At 39.6% G+C, this 21,429-nt stretch carries 22 protein-coding genes; 9 read left to right on the plus strand and 13 right to left on the minus strand.

Going from position 1 to position 21,429, the window contains the following annotated elements:
- Position 1 precedes the first annotated feature (1 nt).
- From B4F91_RS17075 to B4F91_RS17085, 3 genes are all read left to right on the plus strand, one after another.
- Positions 2 to 976 (plus strand): transposase, encoded by a 975-nt coding sequence (locus tag B4F91_RS17075; protein ID WP_096041621.1) that lies wholly within the window; start codon positions 2 to 4, stop codon positions 974 to 976.
- A gap of 355 nt (positions 977 to 1,331) precedes the next feature.
- Entirely contained in the window at positions 1,332 to 2,141 is an 810-nt protein-coding gene (locus tag B4F91_RS17080; RefSeq protein ID WP_096739541.1) for a hypothetical protein, read from the plus strand.
- Positions 2,129 to 2,521, plus strand: coding sequence for a hypothetical protein (locus B4F91_RS17085; protein WP_096041623.1), 393 nt, complete (start codon positions 2,129 to 2,131; stop codon positions 2,519 to 2,521). Before B4F91_RS17080 ends, B4F91_RS17085 begins: the two co-directional genes overlap by 13 nt.
- Before the next feature lie 127 nt (positions 2,522 to 2,648).
- Here B4F91_RS17085 and B4F91_RS17090 read toward each other — a convergent pair whose 3' ends face one another.
- Positions 2,649 to 3,836 carry a PQQ-dependent sugar dehydrogenase gene (locus B4F91_RS17090; protein ID WP_288636096.1) on the minus strand — a complete coding sequence of 396 codons (1,188 nt, stop codon included), beginning with the start codon at positions 3,834 to 3,836 and terminating at the stop codon, positions 2,649 to 2,651.
- On the opposite strand from B4F91_RS17090, the gene B4F91_RS17095 reads away from it, so the two are divergent.
- Positions 3,821 to 4,276 carry a hypothetical protein gene (locus B4F91_RS17095; RefSeq protein WP_286936815.1) on the plus strand — a complete coding sequence of 152 codons (456 nt, stop codon included), beginning with the start codon at positions 3,821 to 3,823 and terminating at the stop codon, positions 4,274 to 4,276. The genes B4F91_RS17090 and B4F91_RS17095 overlap by 16 nt on opposite strands.
- A 68-nt stretch (positions 4,277 to 4,344) precedes the next feature.
- On the opposite strand, the gene B4F91_RS17100 is transcribed toward B4F91_RS17095, so the two are convergent.
- Positions 4,345 to 5,607: a valine--pyruvate transaminase gene (locus tag B4F91_RS17100; RefSeq protein WP_286936842.1), complete on the minus strand. Its 1,263-nt coding sequence runs from the start codon at positions 5,605 to 5,607 to the stop codon at positions 4,345 to 4,347.
- Positions 5,608 to 5,822: 215 nt separating this feature from the next.
- Between B4F91_RS17100 and B4F91_RS17105 the strand changes: the two genes are divergently transcribed.
- Together B4F91_RS17105 and B4F91_RS17110 are read left to right on the plus strand one after the other, a co-directional pair.
- Positions 5,823 to 6,941 carry an endonuclease/exonuclease/phosphatase family protein gene (locus B4F91_RS17105; RefSeq protein WP_286936817.1) on the plus strand — a complete coding sequence of 373 codons (1,119 nt, stop codon included), beginning with the start codon at positions 5,823 to 5,825 and terminating at the stop codon, positions 6,939 to 6,941.
- A 144-nt stretch (positions 6,942 to 7,085) separates the two neighbouring features.
- Positions 7,086 to 7,505: an MAPEG family protein gene (locus B4F91_RS17110; RefSeq protein ID WP_286936818.1), complete on the plus strand. Its 420-nt coding sequence runs from the start codon at positions 7,086 to 7,088 to the stop codon at positions 7,503 to 7,505.
- Between the two features lie 427 nt (positions 7,506 to 7,932).
- Here B4F91_RS17110 and B4F91_RS17115 read toward each other — a convergent pair whose 3' ends face one another.
- The 5 genes from B4F91_RS17115 to B4F91_RS17135 form a co-directional block, all read right to left on the minus strand.
- A complete protein-coding gene (locus B4F91_RS17115; protein WP_273607549.1) occupies positions 7,933 to 8,352 on the minus strand; it encodes a hypothetical protein in 420 nt (139 codons plus the stop codon).
- A gap of 278 nt (positions 8,353 to 8,630) precedes the next feature.
- The gene (locus B4F91_RS17120; RefSeq protein WP_286936820.1) at positions 8,631 to 9,905 is read right to left on the minus strand and encodes an Ig-like domain-containing protein; all 1,275 of its coding nucleotides are present in this window, start codon (positions 9,903 to 9,905) and stop codon (positions 8,631 to 8,633) included.
- Between the two features lie 33 nt (positions 9,906 to 9,938).
- On the minus strand, positions 9,939 to 10,451 hold the full coding sequence (locus B4F91_RS17125; protein WP_286936821.1) for an outer membrane beta-barrel protein: 513 nt from the start codon (positions 10,449 to 10,451) through the stop codon (positions 9,939 to 9,941).
- A gap of 174 nt (positions 10,452 to 10,625) precedes the next feature.
- Complete coding sequence (locus B4F91_RS17130) at positions 10,626 to 12,473, minus strand: ABC transporter ATP-binding protein (RefSeq protein WP_286936823.1); 1,848 nt, start codon at positions 12,471 to 12,473, stop codon at positions 10,626 to 10,628.
- 91 nt (positions 12,474 to 12,564) lie between these two features.
- Entirely contained in the window at positions 12,565 to 13,404 is an 840-nt protein-coding gene (locus B4F91_RS17135; RefSeq protein WP_286936825.1) for a hypothetical protein, read from the minus strand.
- A gap of 204 nt (positions 13,405 to 13,608) precedes the next feature.
- On the opposite strand from B4F91_RS17135, the gene B4F91_RS17140 reads away from it, so the two are divergent.
- A complete protein-coding gene (locus B4F91_RS17140) occupies positions 13,609 to 14,013 on the plus strand; it encodes a GFA family protein (RefSeq protein WP_286936827.1) in 405 nt (134 codons plus the stop codon).
- A gap of 1 nt (position 14,014) precedes the next feature.
- On the opposite strand, the gene B4F91_RS17145 is transcribed toward B4F91_RS17140, so the two are convergent.
- A complete protein-coding gene (locus B4F91_RS17145; RefSeq protein WP_286936828.1) occupies positions 14,015 to 14,812 on the minus strand; it encodes a hypothetical protein in 798 nt (265 codons plus the stop codon).
- Between the two features lie 228 nt (positions 14,813 to 15,040).
- Between B4F91_RS17145 and B4F91_RS17150 the strand changes: the two genes are divergently transcribed.
- Both B4F91_RS17150 and B4F91_RS17155 read left to right on the plus strand, forming a co-directional pair.
- Complete coding sequence (locus B4F91_RS17150; protein ID WP_286936830.1) at positions 15,041 to 16,444, plus strand: M28 family metallopeptidase; 1,404 nt, start codon at positions 15,041 to 15,043, stop codon at positions 16,442 to 16,444.
- A gap of 142 nt (positions 16,445 to 16,586) precedes the next feature.
- Positions 16,587 to 17,033, plus strand: coding sequence for a DUF4826 family protein (locus B4F91_RS17155; RefSeq protein ID WP_029772653.1), 447 nt, complete (start codon positions 16,587 to 16,589; stop codon positions 17,031 to 17,033).
- A gap of 46 nt (positions 17,034 to 17,079) precedes the next feature.
- Here B4F91_RS17155 and B4F91_RS17160 read toward each other — a convergent pair whose 3' ends face one another.
- From B4F91_RS17160 to mnmA, 5 genes are all read right to left on the minus strand, one after another.
- Positions 17,080 to 17,538, minus strand: a complete 459-nt coding sequence (locus B4F91_RS17160; RefSeq protein WP_286936833.1) for a GNAT family N-acetyltransferase — start codon at positions 17,536 to 17,538, stop codon at positions 17,080 to 17,082.
- A 9-nt stretch (positions 17,539 to 17,547) separates the two neighbouring features.
- Entirely contained in the window at positions 17,548 to 18,693 is a 1,146-nt protein-coding gene (locus tag B4F91_RS17165; RefSeq protein ID WP_286936835.1) for a cupin domain-containing protein, read from the minus strand.
- 77 nt (positions 18,694 to 18,770) lie between these two features.
- Positions 18,771 to 20,141: an adenylosuccinate lyase gene (purB, locus tag B4F91_RS17170; protein WP_286936837.1), complete on the minus strand. Its 1,371-nt coding sequence runs from the start codon at positions 20,139 to 20,141 to the stop codon at positions 18,771 to 18,773.
- Positions 20,142 to 20,173: 32 nt separating this feature from the next.
- A complete protein-coding gene (gene hflD, locus B4F91_RS17175; protein ID WP_004586725.1) occupies positions 20,174 to 20,776 on the minus strand; it encodes a high frequency lysogenization protein HflD in 603 nt (200 codons plus the stop codon).
- Positions 20,776 to 21,429: tRNA 2-thiouridine(34) synthase MnmA (mnmA, locus tag B4F91_RS17180; protein WP_288636099.1), on the minus strand; the 654-nt coding region annotated here is incomplete at its 5' end. The genes hflD and mnmA, both read right to left, overlap by 1 nt.

Genomic DNA, 21,429 nt, shown 5'->3' on the forward strand with positions numbered 1-21,429 from the left:
TATGGCAATTGCAAGAAAGCGACAAGTAAGTTTGGTTGATACAAAATATTACCACTGTGTCTCGCGCTGTGTTCGACGTGCTTTTCTGTGTGGCGAAGACCACATTACAGGTCAATCTTACGAGCATCGACGAGGGTGGGTTGAAGATAAGTTGCTTGAATTAGCCAAGATATTTTGTATTGACGTCTGTGCTTATGCAGTCATGAGCAATCATACGCACTTAGTGTTATATGTTGATAATAAAAAAGCGAATAGGCTTAATGATAAAGCGATTGTTATTCGGTGGCACAAGCTGTGCAAAGGCACCGTACTTACGCAAAAGTACATACAGGGCGAAAAGCTAGGTAAAGCAGAGCTTATCTTTTTTAATCAAACAGTAAAAGAATATCGAGAGCGCCTATCAAGCATTAGCTGGTTTATGCGCTTATTGAATGAAAATATAGCGCGTAGAGCAAATAAAGAAGATAACTGCACAGGTAGATTTTGGGAAGGTCGGTTTAAATCTCAAGCACTCCTTGATGAAGCCGCACTTGCCGCCTGTATGGCGTATGTAGATTTAAACCCCATCAGAGCAAAAGTAGCAAATACACCAGAAGACTCTGACCATACAAGTGCTCAAAGGCGCTTAAAAAGCGCAACAGAAGGTAAGCAACCTAAACAGTTACTTCGCTTTGCAGGCATGTCACGTCAAATTATGCCAAAAGGGTTACCGTTTGAGCTTAAATCGTACCTTAAACTTGTAGAGTTAACAGGGCGTTGTATAAGAGAAGATAAGCGAGGGTATATTAAAAATAATCACTTACCCTTACTCGAAAGAGTGAATATTTCCCCCGAAAACTGGTTAAAACTCACGACCCGATTTACACGCGTATTTCATGGTGCAGTAGGCAGGCCCACTTCACAAATAGGTTACTGCGAAAATTTAAATCGAAAACGGCGCGCGAATATTGGTAACTGTGTAAAGTTGCTTGCATAGATTAAAAACCACAAAGAAAAAAATTTAAATTGCAGTTATGCAATCATTTTCATGCTTATAATTTAGGGTTTAAGGGTAAAATGGCTCATTTACTACATGAAAGGAAGTAACGCAGTCGTGAAAAATCAATTATTGACCTAAAAAAATAAATCTAGTGACTCAGCTTTGCTTGCTAAATTATAGTGGGTGTCTGTTTAATTTGTTTTTATAGTGGGTGTCTGTTTAATTTGTTTTTGAGATAGGTACTCTTGACACTAAAATCTTTGAAAAGTATATTGGACTATTTAGAGGAACTAATAGAATTGTTAAACGAAAAACATCTTAGCAATGATTACTAACTATAATGGAATATAAAATGGATTCAACAGCTGCGAACCCTCAAAAACACTCTCTTACGCTCGATATTTTTGAAGAGCATCTTCATAAAGCAATTGATAAACCCACTGTTAATTATCGTATGGTACGGGTAGGGCCCTCCCGAAATGGGCGAGGTAGCAAGCTAAAAGTTCACAACGGGGCTCATAAGGCAACTTGGGCTAAAACGACCATTAATAGCCGCTTAAGAACCATCAATATTGATGTTTACCTTAATTTTAAACAAAACAGTTTGCAACAAGGCGATTACCTTAAATTAAAAACGTTGGCTATAGCTGGTATTAAACAATATTGGTCAAATACAATTACAGTGGCGGGTGTGCGTTTTAATGTAATAGTTAATCCTTTACATAAAAGTAGTTCTGATGCCATTCCTGTAGACCTAGAGATAGAAGAAAGTGAAAGTTATGGTCGTTCAATGAATCCAGCTATATTAGGTATTGATGCGAGTTTTATTTATCAAAGAGGATCTGTAACAGCTGGAATACCATCAAAATTGATCGATGATGAATTTAAGTTGGTTTCAGCGCATGAGTTTGGCCATTCTGTACTTATTTATGTAGGAGGTATTAATTTATCTTGGGGTCATAAAGGTAGTACAAATATTCTCCTTCAAAATGTTAAAGCGTCTTCTCCAGGTTATCCAAATCAAGGAAAGATTGATCTTATGAAGTACTACAATGACACAAAAAATACGGCTAATCTAAAGCAACGCATTACACGCAGTGAAGCGCTTGAAGTTGATATAAAAAGATTAATTTGGAGTTCTGAGGTCCTATGGAAAGATTAAAGGTATTAATTTTTGGATTACTAATAATTTTTGTATTGAGCTCATGTTCAAGCATTTACTGGGCTAGTGTTAAAAACTCTACAGCTGAAGAGTTAATGGTTAAATTGGTCTTTAAAACTGAGTACGGTACTCAGGTAATGGACATGCCATTAAAAGCAGGTGAAGTAAATGTTTGGCAATATGAGCAGTCATCAAGTGAATCAAAAATAATGGATAAATATTTATCTTCAATTGAGATAAGTGACGACAGTGGCTGTTACATAGCTTTTAATAGAGAAGAGGTAAAAAAGAAGGTTAAAAATACAACGCGGCAAATCGTAATTTCTCCTGATGATTTTCAAAAAGCATGCGAGAGGAAATTTAATTTAAACACACCATAAAAATCTTTTGTAAAGCTCCCCAAAAGGTCTGAGTTAAGTATAAATTGTTTAGCCTTGTAAGATTTATTTTCAAAGTTAAACATTAAAATAAATCTTACAAGGCAATCATCATTCATTTAAGTGAGTATCACTTTGGCGTTACCATCATCAGCTTTGCATCTTTCCCATCCATTAATACTGCTACATTACCCTCAGTGGTTACATACACATCCCTTAATCGTCCTGTTGCTTGTGGGAATACGTGTGACTGGGTGAATTCGCCAGTAGTCAGATTAACGCTGTAGAGCTTTTTATCAACGAGGGTGGTGATGAGTCCATGTTTTTGAAGTGAAGGGAAAGCTGTATGTTTAGTGCCGTAATACGCCATGCCTGACGGGGCGATTGATGGCGTCCAATCTACGCTTGGCTTTTGCATGCCGGGGTAATCTCTAAAAGGAGATATGCGCGCTTGCGAGTAATCGTCACCGTAGGTGATCACCGGCCAGCCGTAGTTGGTAGCTGGCGTTAAGTAATTTAGCTCATCGCCACCTGCGGGGCCGTGCTCGTGGCTAATAATTTGCTCGGTATCGTAATCATACACTAAGCCCTGTGGGTTTCGGTGACCGAGCGAGTAAACAGCGTGTGCATTGGGGTTTTTGTGATTAATAAATGGGTTATCTTTTGGAATAGTGCCATCTAGGTTTATGCGTAATAGTTTGCCGAGTTGGCTGGTTACAACTTGTGCTTGCTCTCTAAAATCAAAGCCATCACCAGTTGAAAACAGTAGAGTGTTGTCGGGTAAAAAGAGGGCGCGGCCAGCGTAGTGTTGTGGGGTATTTTTATCAGTCGCTACTGTGTAAATAATAACAGGCGTTGAAAAGCCGGTGCCATTAAAGGTGGCTTTTGCAATTACTAGGCGATTAGCCTCAGCTGTGCCTTGTGCGTAGGTAAAAATGACTTCTTTGCTGGTGTTAAAATTAGGCGAGAGCACTATATCAAGTAAGCCGCCTTGGCCTGCAACGTATAAGTCTTCAAGGTTTAAATTCACTCTAGTTTGCTGATTGTTTTTTACAATAATAACGTGGCCGTCGCGCTCTGTAATTAGCCATGTATCATTTGGCAGTTTAACCATGCTCCACGGCGAATTTAATTGTGCTGCGAGTGTGTGGGTGCTGTATTGCTCTTTAGGTAATTCAGCAGCACTGGCTGCAGAAGCAAATAGCCCTACAAACAGCCATAGCGCTAATTGAGAGAGTCGTTGTTTACATTGCAAGCCTTTGCTACTGTAAGAAAAAAGCTTTATTTTAAGTTGAGATAACCATGTCATTTTTAACACGTTTACTCCCTATATTTTTAGTTTCTTGGTTATTTACCTTTACGCTTGCTAGCTTGTTTCATAGCCAATACGTTGTCAATCAATTAGTTGATGTGGGCGTGATGGTCAGCTTAAGCGACCGTATTAACTTAACGCTAAATGATTGGTTAGGGCTATTACCTACCTATGGCGCCATTATTGCTATTGCTTTGGCTATCGCTTTTTTTGCTGTTGTGTTACTTGTTAAAAAGTTTAAAAAATACAGCATGGTGCTATTTGTAGCATCGGGTATCACTGCTTTTGCCGTGGTGTTAGTGGCCATTGAGTCGATTATGAATATTCATATTATAGCAGGCGCACGTGGATGGGGATTTTATTTGCAGTTACTAGCAGGTGCTTTAGGTGGCTTGCTGTTTGCTCTGTTAACCAAGGCGTTAGCCCTTAAACAGTACGTTAAATAAAAATACAGTGGCTAACGCTAAGCGTTAACCACCACGTTGAAATACGATGTAAAGCGTTAATTAAAGCGCTACATAATAAGCGCTTTAATAGCCTCTAAGCCTTTTCTGAGAGTAGCTTCATCGTTAGCGTAGTTAATGCGTACGCACTGGTGTTTATGCTCCCAGCTATCTTCAATGCCAATAAAAAAGTTATGCCCAGGAATTATATATACATCTTGCTCTTTGAGTTTTTGATAAAGCATTTCGCAGGTTATTTTTGAGTCTTTAAACCATAGCCACATAAAAAACGCGCCTTCGAGTTTATGTAAATAAACAGGCAAGTCGGCGAAAATTTCATCAAACAGGTTTATGGCTATCTCTGCTTTATTTTTATAAAAAGGCAATACAGTATTTTTACACAAAGGCAGTAATTCGCCTTCGTTAATTAAGCGGGTTACTAAGCTTGGCCCAATAGCGTTAGGCGATAACACCATAGAGCCGTTAACACGGCCAATGGCTTTAATTATTTCGCTATTGGCAACCACAATACCAGTGCGCAGGCCTGGCAAGCCCAATTTTGAAAGCGACATACACAATATAATGTTTGAGTTCCACGTAAGGTTTGCATCGGTGTAAATACAGCCCGGGAAGGGGTCGCCGTAGGCGTTATCAATAATTAGGGGAATATTGTACTTGTGTGCAAGGGCGTCTAGATGGCGTACTTCATCATCGGTAATGACATTACCAGTTGGGTTGGTAGGGCGCGATACGCACAGTGCACTAATACTGGTATCGTTGGCTAATACGTTTTCTACCGCGTCAAAGTCAATGACATATTTAAACTGCTTAGAGCCACTGGGTGTATTTAAAATTTCGATGTCGGGTTTTATTGCCACAAACATATCATCAGATAAACCTTGGTCGGCGTAACCTACGTATTCAGGCGCAAGCGGAAACAAAATACGCTTATTAGTGCCATCGCTCATTTTGCCCGCAAGCATATTAAACAATACAAAAAAGTTAGCTTGGCTGCCGTTACCCAGTGCTATGTTTTGTGGTGTTAAGCCCCAGTCAAACTCGCTATTGAGCTGTTTAGCAAGGGCCGCTCTAAATTCGTCATTGCCAGTTGGCCCGTCATACAAACCAAATACTTGCGATACTTTATTACTGGCTACTAGCTTTTGTAATTCATCTAAAAATACGGCATTAACCTGTGGTACGTGTGCGGGGTTACCGCCACCTAGCATAACAATATTTGGATTATTGCTTGCGTTAGCGCTGCCTAAATCTTCCATAAGCTGCGTTATTCCGTTGGGTTGTGTAAATTTAGTACCAAAATTTGAGTAGTTCATAATACCTATGTGTGCGCTAATAACGAGGAGGGCAGTATAGCCTAAATAAAGGGCTTTATTTGCATGTTGAGAATAATTCACGGTTTAGAACTTTAAACCCTTTAGGGTATAATTAACGCACTTTTATTCGCTAGGCTATTGTTATCAGTAATTTTGAATCGACTTTACATCACACTACGCTTGAGGTTGAACCTGCCGCTGATTTAAACGAGCCAGTGGTAAAAAACACGCAATTTAAAATAGCCACGTTTAATTTATTTAACTACCTTGAGCCGCCTAATGCGTATTACGATTTTGAAAAAATTTATACCGCAGAGCAATGGGCACGCAAACAGCGCTGGATTGTGGATTATTTAAATGAGTACGCGCCTGATGTAGTAGGTTTTCAAGAAGTGTTTAGTATTGAATCGCTAAAGGCGTTAATGGCGCAGCAAGGCTATACATATTTTGCTGTGGTTGATACGCCAGAGGTGATTGATGATTTTATTTTTAAGCGTCCGGTAGTGGCTATAGCGTCTAAATTTGAGATTGTTGATATAGCTGCGGTTAAGCACAATACCGAGCTTGTTGAAATGCTTGGCCTAAATAGTAATTTTACCTTTAGCCGTAAGGTGTTAAGAGCCACCATTAAATTACCCCATGTAGGTAATACCGACTGTTATGTAGTGCATTTTAAGTCAAAACGAGCCATGATTGAGAGTGATGAAAGTACTACTAGCTCAGCCAAAACCGAACCATCCTCAAGCGAAAAAAACATAATAGACACTCTTAAAGCAAATGTGGCCGGCTCGTGGGGCTCAACCATTCAGCGCGGCAGTGAAGCCACTTTACTAATGATAGAAATGATTGCCCGACGCGAAGCTACACAACAGCCTATGGTGTTAATGGGCGATTTTAATAACGACTTAGCCGATGGTGTGTTGAGTCATTTACTAACGAATACATTGCGATTTGCCCCAGCGTTTGATGTTAAAACATACCTTGCAAAATATTGTTTAAATGACGCGTGGCAGTTATTTAAAACACTAAAAATGAGCCAATTTACGGCGCACAACACACAGCAAAACGCTGGCAGCCATGCAGATGCTCAACAAAGTAATGGCCCCTCGGCGCCGTTATTAAATCGCAGCCCTACCCATTACTATGGAACAAGTAGTACGGTACTTGATTATATTTTACTCTCGTGTGAATTTGACCCAAGTTACGATGATAGCTTTTATGAAGTGAGTGATTATCATACATACGACAGGCATTTAATAAACCCAGAATACGAACGAGACGATTTAACAACCGATCACGCAGTGGTATCAATTACGCTAACGTTAAGGAGTTAATACGTGGGTAACATTTATAAATAGCTTTGCAGCTTTTACATTATTATTGAACCTATAAATTATAAGTTATTAATTATAATAAACTTATTTTAGGCTTGAAACTTGCTATTACTACTGAGTTAAAACAATTTTAAGGACATAAAAATGACTGAAGTTGCGCTTTCTGCCTATATGGCGTTTTACGTTTACTTAATAATGTTAGTGGTACAATGGTCGGTAGCTACCTTTAGCAAAGCTAAACAGCCTAATGCTGTACCAGGTAAAATTAGCGATGATTTATCGCACGACAGTTTTATATTTAGAGCCCATCGTACTTTTCATAACACACTAGAAAACAGCGCGTTGTTTATTGGTACTGTGCTGTTCGCATTTGTTATAAATTACCAAAGCACTATATTTGCCATGTGTGTTTGGGTGTATGTAATAGCGCGATTAATTCATATGGCGCTGTATTACGTTATAGCCACAGAGAAAAATCCAAGCCCACGCACGTACTTCTTTTTAATCAGTTTTATAGCCAATATTGTTATGCTAATTTTAATTGGCTTGAGGTTAATAGCTTAAACAAGTTAAACGGAAAATAAAGTTAACAACCACTATTATTTTAGGCTTTTGGCTGGCGAGGGTATGTTAGTCAGTAGCTTATCATCTAGCATAGAGATTGCGTATAGTATGTATAGTTCAAAAGAGCGAATACTTTTGATTGAAGCGGCATTTTCATTTGTAAAGCAACAAGATGAAATTGATTACAATTTTCTGTATAGAAGTTTAGTTTTGACTGAAAGTGAAATAACCCATTTAGAAAATAACTATAATGATTAGTTGTTAGGTGAGAGAATTTAAAGCTTAGTGAGTGCATCAGCTTATAAGTACTTTTCTTTAAGTCTCAACGAATGTGTTTTAAAACTTATTAAATGCGGTGAGTATACCGCAAACATTAGAGGGTTTGTAAACACAAGTTCCGCAATTAATAAGTTAAGTTTTTAATATATTACTGGGCTTTATAAACTCGTATCCAATCTACCCAAAATATACTTTTCTTGGGATCTGCAAGCTCAGATGCATTAGGCTTAACCTCTCGCCATGGCTGATGTTCCATATCCAGTATTATGTGCATAGGCTTGTTTAAGCCTGTTCCGTTAGTATAGTTTTCAGGATCAATAATATTAGGGCCAGGGACACTTCGGACCAAAACACCATCTATATAGTAATCCAAATTCCACGCATCCTTCCAATGTACTCCATATCTACGAAATTTATTGCGGTATGTTTCTCCGTTGTTGTAAACCCAAGAGCCAGCGTCCTTAGGCTGATAGTCTTGAAATGGGTCTCGAATAAATTCGTGATGACTCACATGCATACGCTGGTCAAACCACTCTTGGCCAATTAAGTCGCTACCATATGACTCCATAGCATCAATTCTTGGGTAGAATCAGTACTAAGCATCCATACAACATTTGCCATAGTGTTGTTTGTTGGTTTTACCATCGCCTCTAGGTATAGGGGGTAAGTAAAGGTTGCTTTAGAAAAAATAATACCTGAGAGTACTTTGTTCGTTCTTGCTTTTTTGGTTGCTTGTAGACCAAGCGACAAACCTGTACAGAGAAAGAGAGTAGAAAGGATAAAGTGAAGGCCTAGTAAATTAAGACCTTCGTTCTGAGCTATTTGCTTGACGTATTTAACTATTTTTTATTCAATATTGATTTGTGTACTTGTTACTATCCCAGCGTAATTGACAGAAACGATAACTGTACCGTTACTATTTGAATTACTCGTTAATCTATATCTAGCCTGATTGGTTCCAATATTAATTAATTCAGCATTTGCAATTGTGCTGCCATTTACACTCCAATTCGCAAACTCTGAAACATTCAAGCTAGAAGAGGTATCACTATAGTTAGCGGTTAATGTTAAATCTAAAGTACCCAGAGGGCTCAAAGTTAATGGATTTTCAGCGTCATTAATTTGAATACTTTCTAGGGTTGCGTCGCCTTCAACTTGCACGGCTATTGTTTTATACACTCCACCACAGCTCGCAACAAGCTCTGTAACGCCTGGTTTTAATGCGAGTAAAGTACCTTTATTTTCGCCCTGTTTTGTAACACCGACAGTATATGAATCTAACGTAGACCACTTTATAGTATTGTCTATATCGAAAGGAGAAGGATTGTTTATTAGATTGGCTTGCGCAGCTACGCTTATACGAGAACCTAAGTTTAATTTGATAATATCCTTAGATGTATCATCAGAAAGAATATCAATACTCTCTAGGTTAACTGGGTTGGCTGTGACAATTAAGGTATCCGATATGTTACCTATATTCGCAGTAATTGAAGTGTTCTCAATTTCACTTGATGAGGTATATAGTGTACCGTTGTTATCGATTAACGCGCTTGTTTCATCATCAAGAGTAAAACTAATATCTTTTATTGTATTTAAAGATATATAGCCATCTGAATAAGTAATATCTGCACTAATACTTGCTTCTATACACGTATTAATGTCACCTATTTCTGGTGAGGCTTGTTTTAGTTCTATGTTCGAAACGGCTTCATCACTAATTGACATTTGTCCTTCACCGGATATTTCATTTATTGTAGTGCCAGTAACCGTAATCAAACCTCTATCCAGTGGAGAATTAGTAATGGCTGTCACTAAGCCACGACTATTGACAGTGGCTACTTCGGGGTCGCTTGTACTCCAAGTAAGCTCATCGGTTACATCTCTCGTTTCTCCGTTACTATCTATACCCATGGCTTTAAGCTGAAATTGTTCTCCAGGTCTAATGCGTGTTTGATTATTGATAATAGTAACGGATTCTATAATTGTACCTTCAGTGCGAAGCTCTTCGAGAGTTACTGCTTTTTTTAGGTCGGTTGACTCAGTATCAGAGCCACAGCCAGTAACTGCTATTAATAATATCGAAATAATAGAGAGTTTGTGAGAGGTGTGTTTTATTGCCATTTTAGGATTGTACCTTTTAAAATGAGAGAATGACTAAAATTGGTAAGTAAAACCAAGAGAAATAGCTGTTATCTCGATATCGTCTTTGTCATAAAGTGATTGATAGCCAAGCCTTACTTGGGTGTTGTTTAAGTATGGAATATCTTGGTGCATTGCCACACCCCAAGCAAAACCTTTATATTGAAATTCATCATTTATAGTTTCTTCAGGGCCATTAACTGTAATATCTGTTTGCGCATAGCCGACTGAAACATCTAAACCGAAACCATTAACAACATCAGACTGCATTACGAAAAATAACGCGGCACTTTTTTCTATATCGAATTCAATGCGATAAAGGTTATCTTTCTCATTTGCGGTTAGGTATTGGGCTTCAAAAGCCATATTATTGTTACTGACCCCTAAACGAAGTGCAGTTGATTTTGGCTTAACATCTTCGTTACTAATTGCCATTTCAGGTAATACATAGTCAACACCAATATATGCGGTGTCTGCAAAGCATTGCGTTGAGGCACAGAATAGGAGTAGATAAAGAGTTTTTTCCATGTGAAAGTAAACTATCCGTAAATTATTATAAGTAAGGATGGTATATAATTGACTTAACTTAATCAAGGGAAGAGATTCGCTTGGATAAAATTAGGGACAAATTATAAATATTTGATTTAATAGCGTAATGCGCAATAAAAATCGCGCTATTTTCGGCTTATAATCTTATCTTGGCTAATCTACACCAATAAACCCACCGGTTTGATGTGCCCAAAGGCCAGCATAAATACCATTTTGCGCAATGAGCGCTTCGTGGCTGCCTTGCTCTACAACGCGCCCTCCATCAAGTACAATAAGTCTGTCCATTTGCGCAATGGTCGATAGCCTGTGAGCAATGGCAATCACAGTTTTACCTGTCATTAAATCATCTAGGCTTGCTTGTATTGCAGCTTCTACTTCTGAGTCGAGCGCGCTGGTGGCTTCATCGAGTATTAAAATAGGTGCATTTTTCAGTAATACCCGCGCTATAGCGATACGCTGGCGTTGCCCACCAGAGAGGGTTACACCGCGCTCGCCTACTTGAGCATCAAACCCTTTATTGCCTTTGCTATCTTCTAAATCGCTTATAAACTCGAGTGCTTTAGCTTGCTTGGCAGCGCTGAGCATTTCGGCTTCTGAGGCATCGGGCCGGCCGTATAAAATATTATCTTTTACAGAGCGGTGAAGCAGGGAAGTGTCTTGCGTAACCATGGCTATATAGCGGCGAAGGCTTTCTTGGCTTACATCGGTAATGTTTTGGCCATCAATTTTAATCGTCCCCGAATCGGTATCGTAAAAGCGCAGGAGTAAATTAACTAACGTTGATTTACCAGCGCCAGAGCGACCCACTAAGCCAATTTTTTCACCGGGTTTGATATGTAGGTTTAGGCCGTTCATTACCGGGCCGCGATTAGTTTCGTTAGCGGCTTTGCCGTAGTTAAAGTGAACATTTGAAAACGCGATATCGCCCTTAGAAACGGCAAGCGGTTTTGCATCGGGTTTGTCATCTACTTTAATTGGCGTAGATAAGGTTTTCATGCCATCGGTTGCGGTACCAATGTTTTCAAACAAGCTGCTTATTTCCCACATGATCCACTGCGCCATGCCATTTAATCTAAGCGATAAACTAACCGCAACAGCAATGGCGCCTGCGCTAATTGCACTTAGCGACCATAAATAAAGGGATAGTGCGGCCACACTAAATACTAATAAGTAATTTAGGCTATTAATGGCAAAGTTAAGGCTGGTTACTAAACGCATTTGCTTATAAACAGGCTGTAAAAATACATCCATACTTTGTTTAGCGTATTGTTCTTCACGTTGTGTGTACGAAAAAAGCTTAATGGTTGATATATTTGTATAGCTGTCGACTATACGGCCGGTCATTTCAGAGCGCGCATCGGCCTGCGAGCTGGCAATTTTTTTAAGTTTTGGCACAAAGTACATTTGAATGGCGGCATAAATAATTACCCACACTAAAAGCGGTAGCATTAAACGCCAATCAGCTTCTGCAACTAAAAACACCATAGCGCCAAAATAAACCACAATATACATTAGTACATCGAGCAGTTTCATTACGGCTTCTCGTACGGCCAGTGATGTTTGCATTACTTTTGTGGCAATACGCCCTGCAAACTCGTTTTGATAAAAGCTAACACTTTGGCGTAATAAGTATCTATGCGCCGACCAACGAATCGACATAGGGTAATTACCCAGTAATGCTTGGTGCAAAATAGCCGAGTGAAAAAACACCACAATAGGCAATATCACTAAAAGCACTACCGCCATTTTTATAAGTTCGGCTTTTTGCTCTTCAAATAGGGTTTGCGGTGTGTAGGTGCCCAACCAATCAACCAGTTGGCCCATATAGCTAAATAACGATACTTCTAAAATGGCAAGCAGGGCAGCACTAACAGACATTAAAACTAATGACAGCTCCATACCTTTAGTGTAATGACGACAAAACGCAAATAAGGTAGAGGGCGGCTGCGTTGGCTTTTGCTCAGGAAATGCGTTGGTCATTTTTTCGAATAATCGATACATTTTATAAACTTAAATGACAAAAAATAGAAAAGGATCATACCATTTAAGTGGCGCGCTGTAGATCTTTAGCGACTAATTTACACTGCTACTTTTATCGAATAGGGTTTGTGAGGTTTACGCCTTTAATCATATAAATGTCGTCATAGCGTAAACCGCCATTTCCGTAGGGCTTTTTATGTGGGCCCGTATTACAGTTAGCTAAAAAATAGCTAAGTGGGCGCTCGCGTTTCATTCTAAAGGTGGCATTTTTATACACTAAGGTTTGGTTTTTAAATTCGCCGCCTTGTACATATACATTGTATTGCTGGCCTTGCATTTTTACCGATGCATTATTAACAACGTACCAAATGTTGTACCAACTGTTTGTATCAAGTGGTTTAGCCGATTGCGCTTGTGCATAGTTTTGGATATTACTATAGCCTTTATCAGTTTTGACCATTAGCGCCCCGGTATTAACTAAGCCGTTTGATTCGGTTTTATCGGTAACTCGTAAAGTGGCTTCAAAGGCGTCGTAGCCATGAACGTTTATTTGCTCTGGCTCTAAGTTACTTAATCCAAAAGCATGGTTATTTGGAAAAGAGGCGACGTTAATACGGGTAAAAAAAGTGTAGGTTTCGCCAACGGGCACTGTTTTTGGAAGCTTTTTATAGCTTAGGGCTTTGCGGTTGCCGACAATACCATTTTCGGCAGGCTTTTTAATTAAAAAATGGTTAATCCCTTTGGCTGTGTCCTCAACTTCTATTTTAGTTACTTGTGGGTTAGCGACATAAGGTTGAGTTTGGTTGTCTGTGTCAGCCTTTGTCCAGCCTTTTAGCGGTTGTTCAAAGTTATCTACTAATAGCCATTTTGCAGAGGGGGCATTTTGATTGTTTTGGCAACAGGCTAATAATCCTGAGCAGGCCACTAACAGTAAGCTGTATTTAACGCGCATAATCCCTCTTTTACTAATGTAAGTATAAGCATATAAATTGGTAAACCAATATATGACTTTTAACTTTTCAAACTTAAAATTTATATAACCAATCTGGTGTAAATTAGTCAACCAATATTGTGTTTTATCTATTCTACTGACGTTTTTATTTTAAACGCGTAAAATACCTAACAACACGCAATTAAAAATAATAAAAGGGATTATATGTATACTGGAACGTGCTTATGTAAAGCGGTAAGTGTTGAAATTAAAGGGACTATTTCTCAAATTATTCATTGTCACTGCTCACTATGCAGAAAAAACAGCGGAACTGCTTTTGCCACGAATGGTTTTGTAAACACTCACGAATTTACACTTACCAAAGGTGAAGATAATTTAACTGAATTTAATTTCAAACTTGGGCGTGCGCGCTTTTTTTGTAAAACATGTGGCTCACCTATTTACAGTGCTAATGCAGAGGATAAATCTCGCTTGCGAATACGCCTAGGGTTGATAGATGACGATATTGCTGAACAGGTAATGTCGCATAATTTTGTTACCTCTAAAGCCAATTGGGAGCAATTAGAAACCCATTTGCCGTGCTATGAAAAACACGAACCAGGTCGCTAAATTACTCTATGTGGTAAATGCTGTTTATGTCGCTGTGAAGGCTGGGCGCCCACGTTTTAAATAATGGCGAATGGGCTATTTCTTCTTTATTAATGTGCACTAAGCTTTGCTGAGAAAGCATCACGACAATATTTTTGTATTCGTTAAACTCTATAAGGGCAATACAGCTAAAGTGTTGCCTAAACAAGACGAGTAAAGCTTGGAGCTCTTTTCCTGTTTTAGGGTTTAAATTTATAATAATTTGCGCATTTAGCCCGCTGCAGCGACGTATGTTTTGCCAAAATACGCTGTTAGATAAAAAGTCTTGATGTACATCGCCACTAAAAATATCAATTGTAATGACATTGTATGTGCGCGTGCACGTTGCAACAAACTGCTCTGCATTTTGTAAGTGCACTGTATGATTAGCGGGCAAGTTAAAATGGTGCTTAGCAACGCTTATCATCGCGGGGTTTATTTCTACACTGTCAAACACAGCTAAGTTATTTATATAAGCCGTTTTGTTATGTAAATAATGAATGGCTCGTTCAATGCCCGCAGTACCTAAACCTAAATTTAAAACACTTAGTGGCTCAGCTGCTTTAAGTAAAAATAACAGCATACATTGATTAACCGCAATCAGTAATTGTTCATTCTTATTAAGGCTCATCACCCCTTGAATAGTGATATCGCTTTGCGCATTTTGGGCAAGTGTTAACCAGCGATAGGCCGTATTTTGATAAACACAAATAGGCCCATATTGGTTGTTACTAGAAGCTATTAAATTGGCAGAGACAGTGTCGGCTTTAAGCTGGCGCATAGGTTACAAATACAAATAAAACACCCCATTAGTTTGCCACGAAAACACGCTATGTATATAGCGTATTTATGTAACAAGGTTTGTAATACGCTCGGTTTCTTAAAAGAGGGGAGTACTTAAGTGTGGTTAATTTTTACAGTTGAGCTTACTTGTATAAAGCTTTAACTCAAAATAGTTGCACTAAATAGGGTGTTGAGTAATGGTAAGGAAAAAAATAAGGAGCTTATAATGCGCAAAACCCCTTTTTCTATTACAACTAAACTTATTAAATTGAGTACGTTAGCCTTTGCTTGTACGGCAGGCTTATCAACACAGGCTCATGCCAGCATAAAATATGAAGAACAACAAAAGCTACATGATATTGCAGCGCAGGTATCAGCTAAACGTATTGAGAGCGACATACAAACGCTGGTGGATTTTGGTACCCGCCATACGCTTTCTGAAACTGAGTCAGATACACGGGGCATAGGTGCTGCACGGCGTTGGATCAAAAAAGAGTTTGAAAAAATATCAGCGCAATGTGGTGGTTGCCTAGAAGTTATTGAAGTTAAAGACACTATATCAGGTGAAAAACGAATTCCTAATCCTGTTGAAGTGGTGAATATAGTGGCCATTCAGCGTGGTAGTACTGAGCCAAACCGAATGGTTATTATGTCGGGCGATATTGATTCGCGGGTGAGTGATGTAATGGACTTTACCAGTGATTCACCGGGTGCTAATGATAACGCTTCAGGCGTGGCAGGGGTTATTGAAGCTGCACGTGTACTAAGCAAGCATAAATTTAATGGCTCAGTTGTGTATGCAGCGTTGTCTGGCGAAGAGCAGGGTTTATTTGGCGGTAAAATACTCACAGCGTATGCGCAAGAGCACAATTGGCAAGTACATGGCGTTTTAAATAACGACATGATTGGCAACATTACCGGTATTAATGGTGTTACCGACAATACAACGGCTCGTATTTTCTCAGAAGGCACGCGTGTAGTAGAAACGAAACAACAAGCAAGAACGCGCCGTTTTACAGGTGGTGAAGTCGATTCGGCGAGCCGTAATTTAGCGCGCTATATAGATACAATTGCCGATAGGTACATTCCAAATTTAGATACGATGTTAGTTTACAGGTTAGATAGGTTTGGCCGGGGCGGGCACCATAGACCGTTTAACGATGCAGGTTTTGCAGCAGTCAGAATTATGGAAACTAATGAGCATTACGACCGACAACATCAAGATTTACGTACAGAAAATGGTGTGGTCTATGGCGATACCATAGATGGCGTTGATTTTGACTACACAGCAAAGCTTACGTCACTGAACGCAGTAACAATGGCTTCAATGGCTTGGGCGCCAGCTCCCCCTAAACAGGTAAAAATTGAAGGCGCGGTTAAGGCTGACACTACGCTTTCGTGGCAAAGTTCAGATGATGATAATATTGCCGGTTATCGTATTTATTGGCGCTATACCAGTGAGCCACAATGGCAATTTAGTCACGATGTGGGCAATGTAAGTAAAGCTACACTTAAAAACGTTGTTATAGATAATTACTATTTTGGTGTTGCAGCGATAAGCAAAGACGGGATTGAATCGCCAGTGGTGTTCCCAGGTGATGTAGGCTCGTTTGATCACAATATAAAATAACAGCGATTTACTATTGCTTAAGTGCAATTGTGATTAAAAACAAATCAAATGGTGTATTTAAGGTGCAAAGCAGGTGTTTTATGCTTGCACCTTATTTGTTATGCACTTAGAGTGTAGAAAAAAAGCAGTAAAGGTTAATAAAATGCAGCAAGAAGAAAAAAAACCATTAACAGCGCAAGAGCAAGCACAAATAGAGCAACAACGGGTTGCTTGGCAACGCGAGTGTTTTCAAAACGCCCAAAAATACTTAGCAGAAAAAGGCATTATGCCTAAATCAGTAATAGACAAAGATAGCCGCTTTTTAGCGCCATTGTGTGCTATGTGGAAATTTAAAGCGCAAAACGGTAAGAGCTACTGGGTAATAACAGGGCGCTTACCTACTGATCATGCAGAAGTAAGTGCAGCAAAAGATGCGCGCGATGCTATGCGTTATTTTTCATTACAATGGCAGTTAAAAGCAGATCAAATAATGAGTGTTGGCGCGCGTGATAAAACCCAGGTCGACTTTGCTAACTTACTTATAAACCGTGCACACGGCTTATACGAAATGCATGAAAACGAGCAACTTTGGGCTAATGAACCAAAATAAGGTATTGCTTGTATAAACGTAAAAAAGGGCTATTAATGGCCCTTTTTTAATGTACTAATGTAAATGGTTTAGTGACAAACTCAGACACTTGGCATTGCATTCGCTGCCTAGGTATACCTGCTTCCATAAAAACACCGCCTTGTTGTATAAAGCCGTTTCGTTTAAAACGTTCAACTTCGTTTAAAATACAATTAATACTAATAACTTGGTGCCCATCGTTAGCGGCAAGATTAACAATAAAAGTAAGTAATGAAGTATAAACGTGGCGATTACGGTGTGCGGGTAAAACGGCTATTCGGCCTATTAAACCATCTGTACACAGCCTACCTGTGGCTACGGGTGCGTTACTGTTGTGAGTAACTAGCACATGGTGTGCTAGTTTGTCTTGGCTATCAAATTCTATTCGTTTGGGTAAGTGTAACTCATACACAAATACTTTTTCACGTATTTGTTGTAGCTGGTCTTTTTGCCTATCCCACTCGACCTTATTAATTTGATAGCCCATAGCGCACCTCTAATTAAACCACAACCCCTCATTAACTAGTGTAGTAAAGGTTTGAATAAAAACTAGGCTGGGCTGCGCTGCGTTTAAATCGTCGGTATTAACATAATCATGATCTGTTAATAGTTTAACGGCATTTAAGTCGCAAAGTGGTAACGGGTAGTTTTCGCCATTAATACTTAATAATAGGGTGTCTTCTAGCTGCTGATAGATAGCACGTACGCCGCCTAAACGCTCAAATTCTTCTGCATTGTTTGCTATTAACTCACTCATTTGCTCGCAGGTTATAGGCTCTTCAAGCGGTGCTAAGTCCATTTCGTGCTTGGCTTGGCTTAAGGTATTCCCAAGCCAATGCTTAAATAGCTCATCGTTATTAAGTAGCGCTTGCATAAGGGTTTTAACTTTATCGGTTTCGCTCTGTAAAAGCTCACCTTTAGAGTCCCTAAGGGCTAAAGTATGATCGGTATAGCGTTTTTGGCCGCTGTCGGTATCAATAACATGATCGGCAAAACTAGAAAATAAGTCTTGTTGATTAGGCGCTCTAAATCCAACCGAGTAGTTAAGGGCGTTTTCTATTGCATAGCCTTCGTGAGGGCACCCAGGTGGTATGTATAAAATATCGCCGGGCTCTAAAATACAATCTATAACGGCTTCAAATTGCTCAACTTGCAGTAGTTTTTTATTTTGCGCAAATTGTTTAACTGTTGGATCAGGCAAGCCAACACGCCAATGACGCTTACCCTCGCCTTGTATAATAAATACATCGTACTGATCTAGGTGTGGACCAACGCCACCTTTAGGGGTTGAGTAGCTGATCATTAAATCATCTATTCGCCAGTTAGGTATAAACCGAAATGGCTGAAGCAGTTGTGCTGCATCGCTATGCCAATGATCAACCGCTTGTACCAATAAAGTAGCGTGTTGCTCAGTTAATTTTTCAAAGTCTTCAAATGGGCCTTGGTATGCTTGCCAATCGTTATTGTGGTTGGTAACAATTCGCGACTCTATACTTTCTTCCATAGCAAGACCGGCAAGCTCTTCTGCCTCTATTGGGTCTTGAAAGTCTGTAAAGCCTTGTTTAATTAATAGCGGTTTTTTTTGCCAGTATTGGTTTAAAAATTCTTGCTCACAGAGGTTGTTTATTTTTAATTGGTACATAGAGTTGGCCTATAATTTTTAGTACAAAAAAAGCGAAAGGGATTATCCTTTCGCTTTTTATATGCGCAATTTAGTATTTAAACTAAATCGTCAATAAACTCAACAGCGCGGCCAATGTAGTTGGCAGGTGTTAGTTTTTTCATTTCTACTTTAGCGTGCTCTGGCAGGTCTAAACCATCGATAAAGTCGGCCATTATCTCTTGATTTACACGTTTACCACGCGTTAAATCTTTAAGTTTTTCGTATGGTTTTTCAATACCGTATTTACGCATAACCGTTTGAATTGGCTCAGCAAGTAATTCCCAGTTTTGATCAAGCTCATCAAGTAAACGTTGCTCATTTACTTCAAGCTTGCTTACGCCTTTAAGTGTAGATTGATACGCGATAAGCGTGTAGCCCATACCCACACCTAAGTTACGTAAAACGGTTGAGTCGGTAAGGTCACGCTGCCAACGAGAAACAGGCAGTTTTTGTGCAAGGTGAGCAAATATAGCATTTGCTAAACCTAGGTTACCTTCTGAGTTTTCAAAGTCGATAGGGTTTACTTTATGCGGCATTGTTGAAGAGCCGATTTCGCCAGCAATGGTTTTTTGCTTAAAGTGGTTAAGGGCAATGTAACCCCAAACGTCACGATCAAAATCAAGTAAAATAGTGTTAAAGCGAGCAATAGCATCAAATAGCTCGGCAATGTAGTCATGCGGCTCTATTTGTGTAGTGAACGGGTTAAAGGTTAAACCAAGGCTAGTTACAAAGTTGCTTGCGTGGGTATGCCAATCGTAATCTGGGTAAGCACTCAAGTGAGCATTGTAGTTACCTACAGCACCGTTAATTTTACCTAGCATTTCTACCTGTGCGATTTGGTCGCGTTGGCGTTTTAAACGCATGTATACGTTAGCAAACTCTTTACCCATTGTTGAAGGCGTAGCTGGTTGGCCGTGGGTACGCGTCATCATAGGTACTGCTTTGTACTCAATGGCTTTTTCTTTTATAGCGTTAAGTAATTGGTCGCAGTATGGAAGGAGCACTTTATCACGAGCTTCGCTTAGCATTAAACCATGAGATAGGTTATTAATATCTTCTGATGTACAGGCAAAATGGATGAACTCGTTAATAGCGTTAATTTCGCTGTTATCGGCTACTTTTTCTTTTAGTAAATATTCTACCGCTTTAACATCGTGGTTTGTGGTGCGTTCAATGTCTTTAACACGCTGTGCGTCTGCTTCGCTGAAGTTATCAACTATGGCATTTAAAAGTGCATTGGCTTGTTCGCTAAATGCAGGTACTTCTTTAATATCGCTTGCTGCAGCTAAGGCTTGCAACCAACGCACTTCAACGGTTACGCGGTATTTGATTAAGCCAAATTCGCTGAAAATACTGCGTAGTTCAGTGGTTTTGCTGCCGTAGCGACCATCCACTGGAGAGATAGCGGTTAACGCTGAAAGCTCCATAATAACTCCTAAATTTTAGTTTTGAACGATAATTAAATGTTTGTTTTTGCAATAGCGAGAATTTTTCTTTTTGCAAAGAAAAAGTGACGGCGTTTACCGCCCATTTGTCGCCATAATACAGCACTGCGAATTCCTGCTAATAAAAGGGCACGAATTTTATTTTGCGTTTGCTGCTGTTTTAATAACTCGGGTTTACCATAAACCTGAATTCGGTGCCCAAGGGGGCTCAGCACCGACGAGTATATATCTGCTAAACCGGCAACTACTGTGTCATCGGTTATAGCAAAGTGATCTAAGCGACGATGAATGTCGTCGATACGACGGCCAAGTTCAGCTAAGCTTTTTGGCTCGTTATTTAAAATACGTTCAAGCTGCATTAAACCACCTACGTACTTAACTATTTCCACATCTTTTTGAGCGCCAGCAGTAAGCTGCGCCATTAATGTTTTATAGCCGTCGCGCAAGTTATGCGTACCTTGATAAACATCAACCGGCGATGCGGGTGATGTTTGTACAATACTTGTAAATAGCACGTCTAAGTCTGAATCGTTTGCGCTGCCGTATTGCGCAATTTTTTGTACTTGTTTAGCCACTTGGCACATGGCGGCAAGCGCCATGACTTGGTGTTGATTCATTACTTAATCACCGAATCTATAATACCGCCACCTAAACACACATCATCGGCATAAAATACAGCTGATTGACCTGGTGTAACGGCTTTTTGTGGTTCATCAAACAATACACGTGCCATACCATCTTCCCCAACGAGAAGAGTACAATTAATATCTTCTTGGCGGTAACGGGTTTTAACGGTGCAGCGCGTTGTACCTTGAGGACCAACACGGTCTACCCAATGTAATTGATTGGCGTTTAGGCCATTGCTGTAAAGGCGAGGGTGGTCTTTACCTTGTCCGACAACGAGCACATTGCGCTCAACGTCTTTATCTACAACGTACCATGGCTCGCCAGAGCCTTCTTTCATGCCACCAATTAACAAGCCTTTACGTTGGCCAAGTGTATGATACATAAGCCCTTCGTGCTCACCTACGTTGTTGCCGTCAGTATCTTCAATCACACCTGGTTGAGCAGGTAAAAACTTTTGTAAAAAGTCTTTAAATTTACGCTCACCAATAAAACAAATACCGGTGCTGTCTTTTTTATCGTGAGTGATTAAGTCTTGTTCTTCTGCAATGCGGCGTACGTCTGGTTTAGCTATATCGCCTACTGGGAAAAGAGTTTGGCCTATGTGTTCATGGCTTAAGGTATATAAGAAATAGCTTTGATCTTT

Origin of the sequence: Pseudoalteromonas sp. UBA6610, from assembly GCF_002433295.1 — a bacterium.
GTDB lineage: Bacteria > Pseudomonadota > Gammaproteobacteria > Enterobacterales > Alteromonadaceae > Pseudoalteromonas > Pseudoalteromonas atlantica.

What these genes read in the sequence shown, in the direction of transcription:
- B4F91_RS17080 (WP_096739541.1), top strand. Translation starts at nt 1,332, where the DNA reads ATGGATTCAACAGCTGCGAACCCTCAAAAACACTCTCTTACGCTCGAT.
- B4F91_RS17155 (WP_029772653.1), top strand. Translation starts at nt 16,587, where the DNA reads ATGCAGCAAGAAGAAAAAAAACCATTAACAGCGCAAGAGCAAGCACAA.
- B4F91_RS17120 (WP_286936820.1), bottom strand. Translation starts at nt 9,905, where the DNA reads ATGGCAATAAAACACACCTCTCACAAACTCTCTATTATTTCGATATTA.
- B4F91_RS17130 (WP_286936823.1), bottom strand. Translation starts at nt 12,473, where the DNA reads ATGTATCGATTATTCGAAAAAATGACCAACGCATTTCCTGAGCAAAAG.
- B4F91_RS17115 (WP_273607549.1), bottom strand. Translation starts at nt 8,352, where the DNA reads ATGGAGTCATATGGTAGCGACTTAATTGGCCAAGAGTGGTTTGACCAG.
- B4F91_RS17135 (WP_286936825.1), bottom strand. Translation starts at nt 13,404, where the DNA reads ATGCGCGTTAAATACAGCTTACTGTTAGTGGCCTGCTCAGGATTATTA.
- hflD (WP_004586725.1), bottom strand. Translation starts at nt 20,776, where the DNA reads ATGAATCAACACCAAGTCATGGCGCTTGCCGCCATGTGCCAAGTGGCT.
- B4F91_RS17085 (WP_096041623.1), top strand. Translation starts at nt 2,129, where the DNA reads ATGGAAAGATTAAAGGTATTAATTTTTGGATTACTAATAATTTTTGTA.
- B4F91_RS17125 (WP_286936821.1), bottom strand. Translation starts at nt 10,451, where the DNA reads ATGGAAAAAACTCTTTATCTACTCCTATTCTGTGCCTCAACGCAATGC.
- purB (WP_286936837.1), bottom strand. Translation starts at nt 20,141, where the DNA reads ATGGAGCTTTCAGCGTTAACCGCTATCTCTCCAGTGGATGGTCGCTAC.
- B4F91_RS17110 (WP_286936818.1), top strand. Translation starts at nt 7,086, where the DNA reads ATGACTGAAGTTGCGCTTTCTGCCTATATGGCGTTTTACGTTTACTTA.
- B4F91_RS17165 (WP_286936835.1), bottom strand. Translation starts at nt 18,693, where the DNA reads ATGTACCAATTAAAAATAAACAACCTCTGTGAGCAAGAATTTTTAAAC.
- B4F91_RS17145 (WP_286936828.1), bottom strand. Translation starts at nt 14,812, where the DNA reads ATGCGCCAGCTTAAAGCCGACACTGTCTCTGCCAATTTAATAGCTTCT.
- B4F91_RS17140 (WP_286936827.1), top strand. Translation starts at nt 13,609, where the DNA reads ATGTATACTGGAACGTGCTTATGTAAAGCGGTAAGTGTTGAAATTAAA.
- B4F91_RS17100 (WP_286936842.1), bottom strand. Translation starts at nt 5,607, where the DNA reads ATGAACTACTCAAATTTTGGTACTAAATTTACACAACCCAACGGAATA.
- B4F91_RS17095 (WP_286936815.1), top strand. Translation starts at nt 3,821, where the DNA reads ATGTCATTTTTAACACGTTTACTCCCTATATTTTTAGTTTCTTGGTTA.
- B4F91_RS17160 (WP_286936833.1), bottom strand. Translation starts at nt 17,538, where the DNA reads ATGGGCTATCAAATTAATAAGGTCGAGTGGGATAGGCAAAAAGACCAG.
- B4F91_RS17150 (WP_286936830.1), top strand. Translation starts at nt 15,041, where the DNA reads ATGCGCAAAACCCCTTTTTCTATTACAACTAAACTTATTAAATTGAGT.
- B4F91_RS17075 (WP_096041621.1), top strand. Translation starts at nt 2, where the DNA reads ATGGCAATTGCAAGAAAGCGACAAGTAAGTTTGGTTGATACAAAATAT.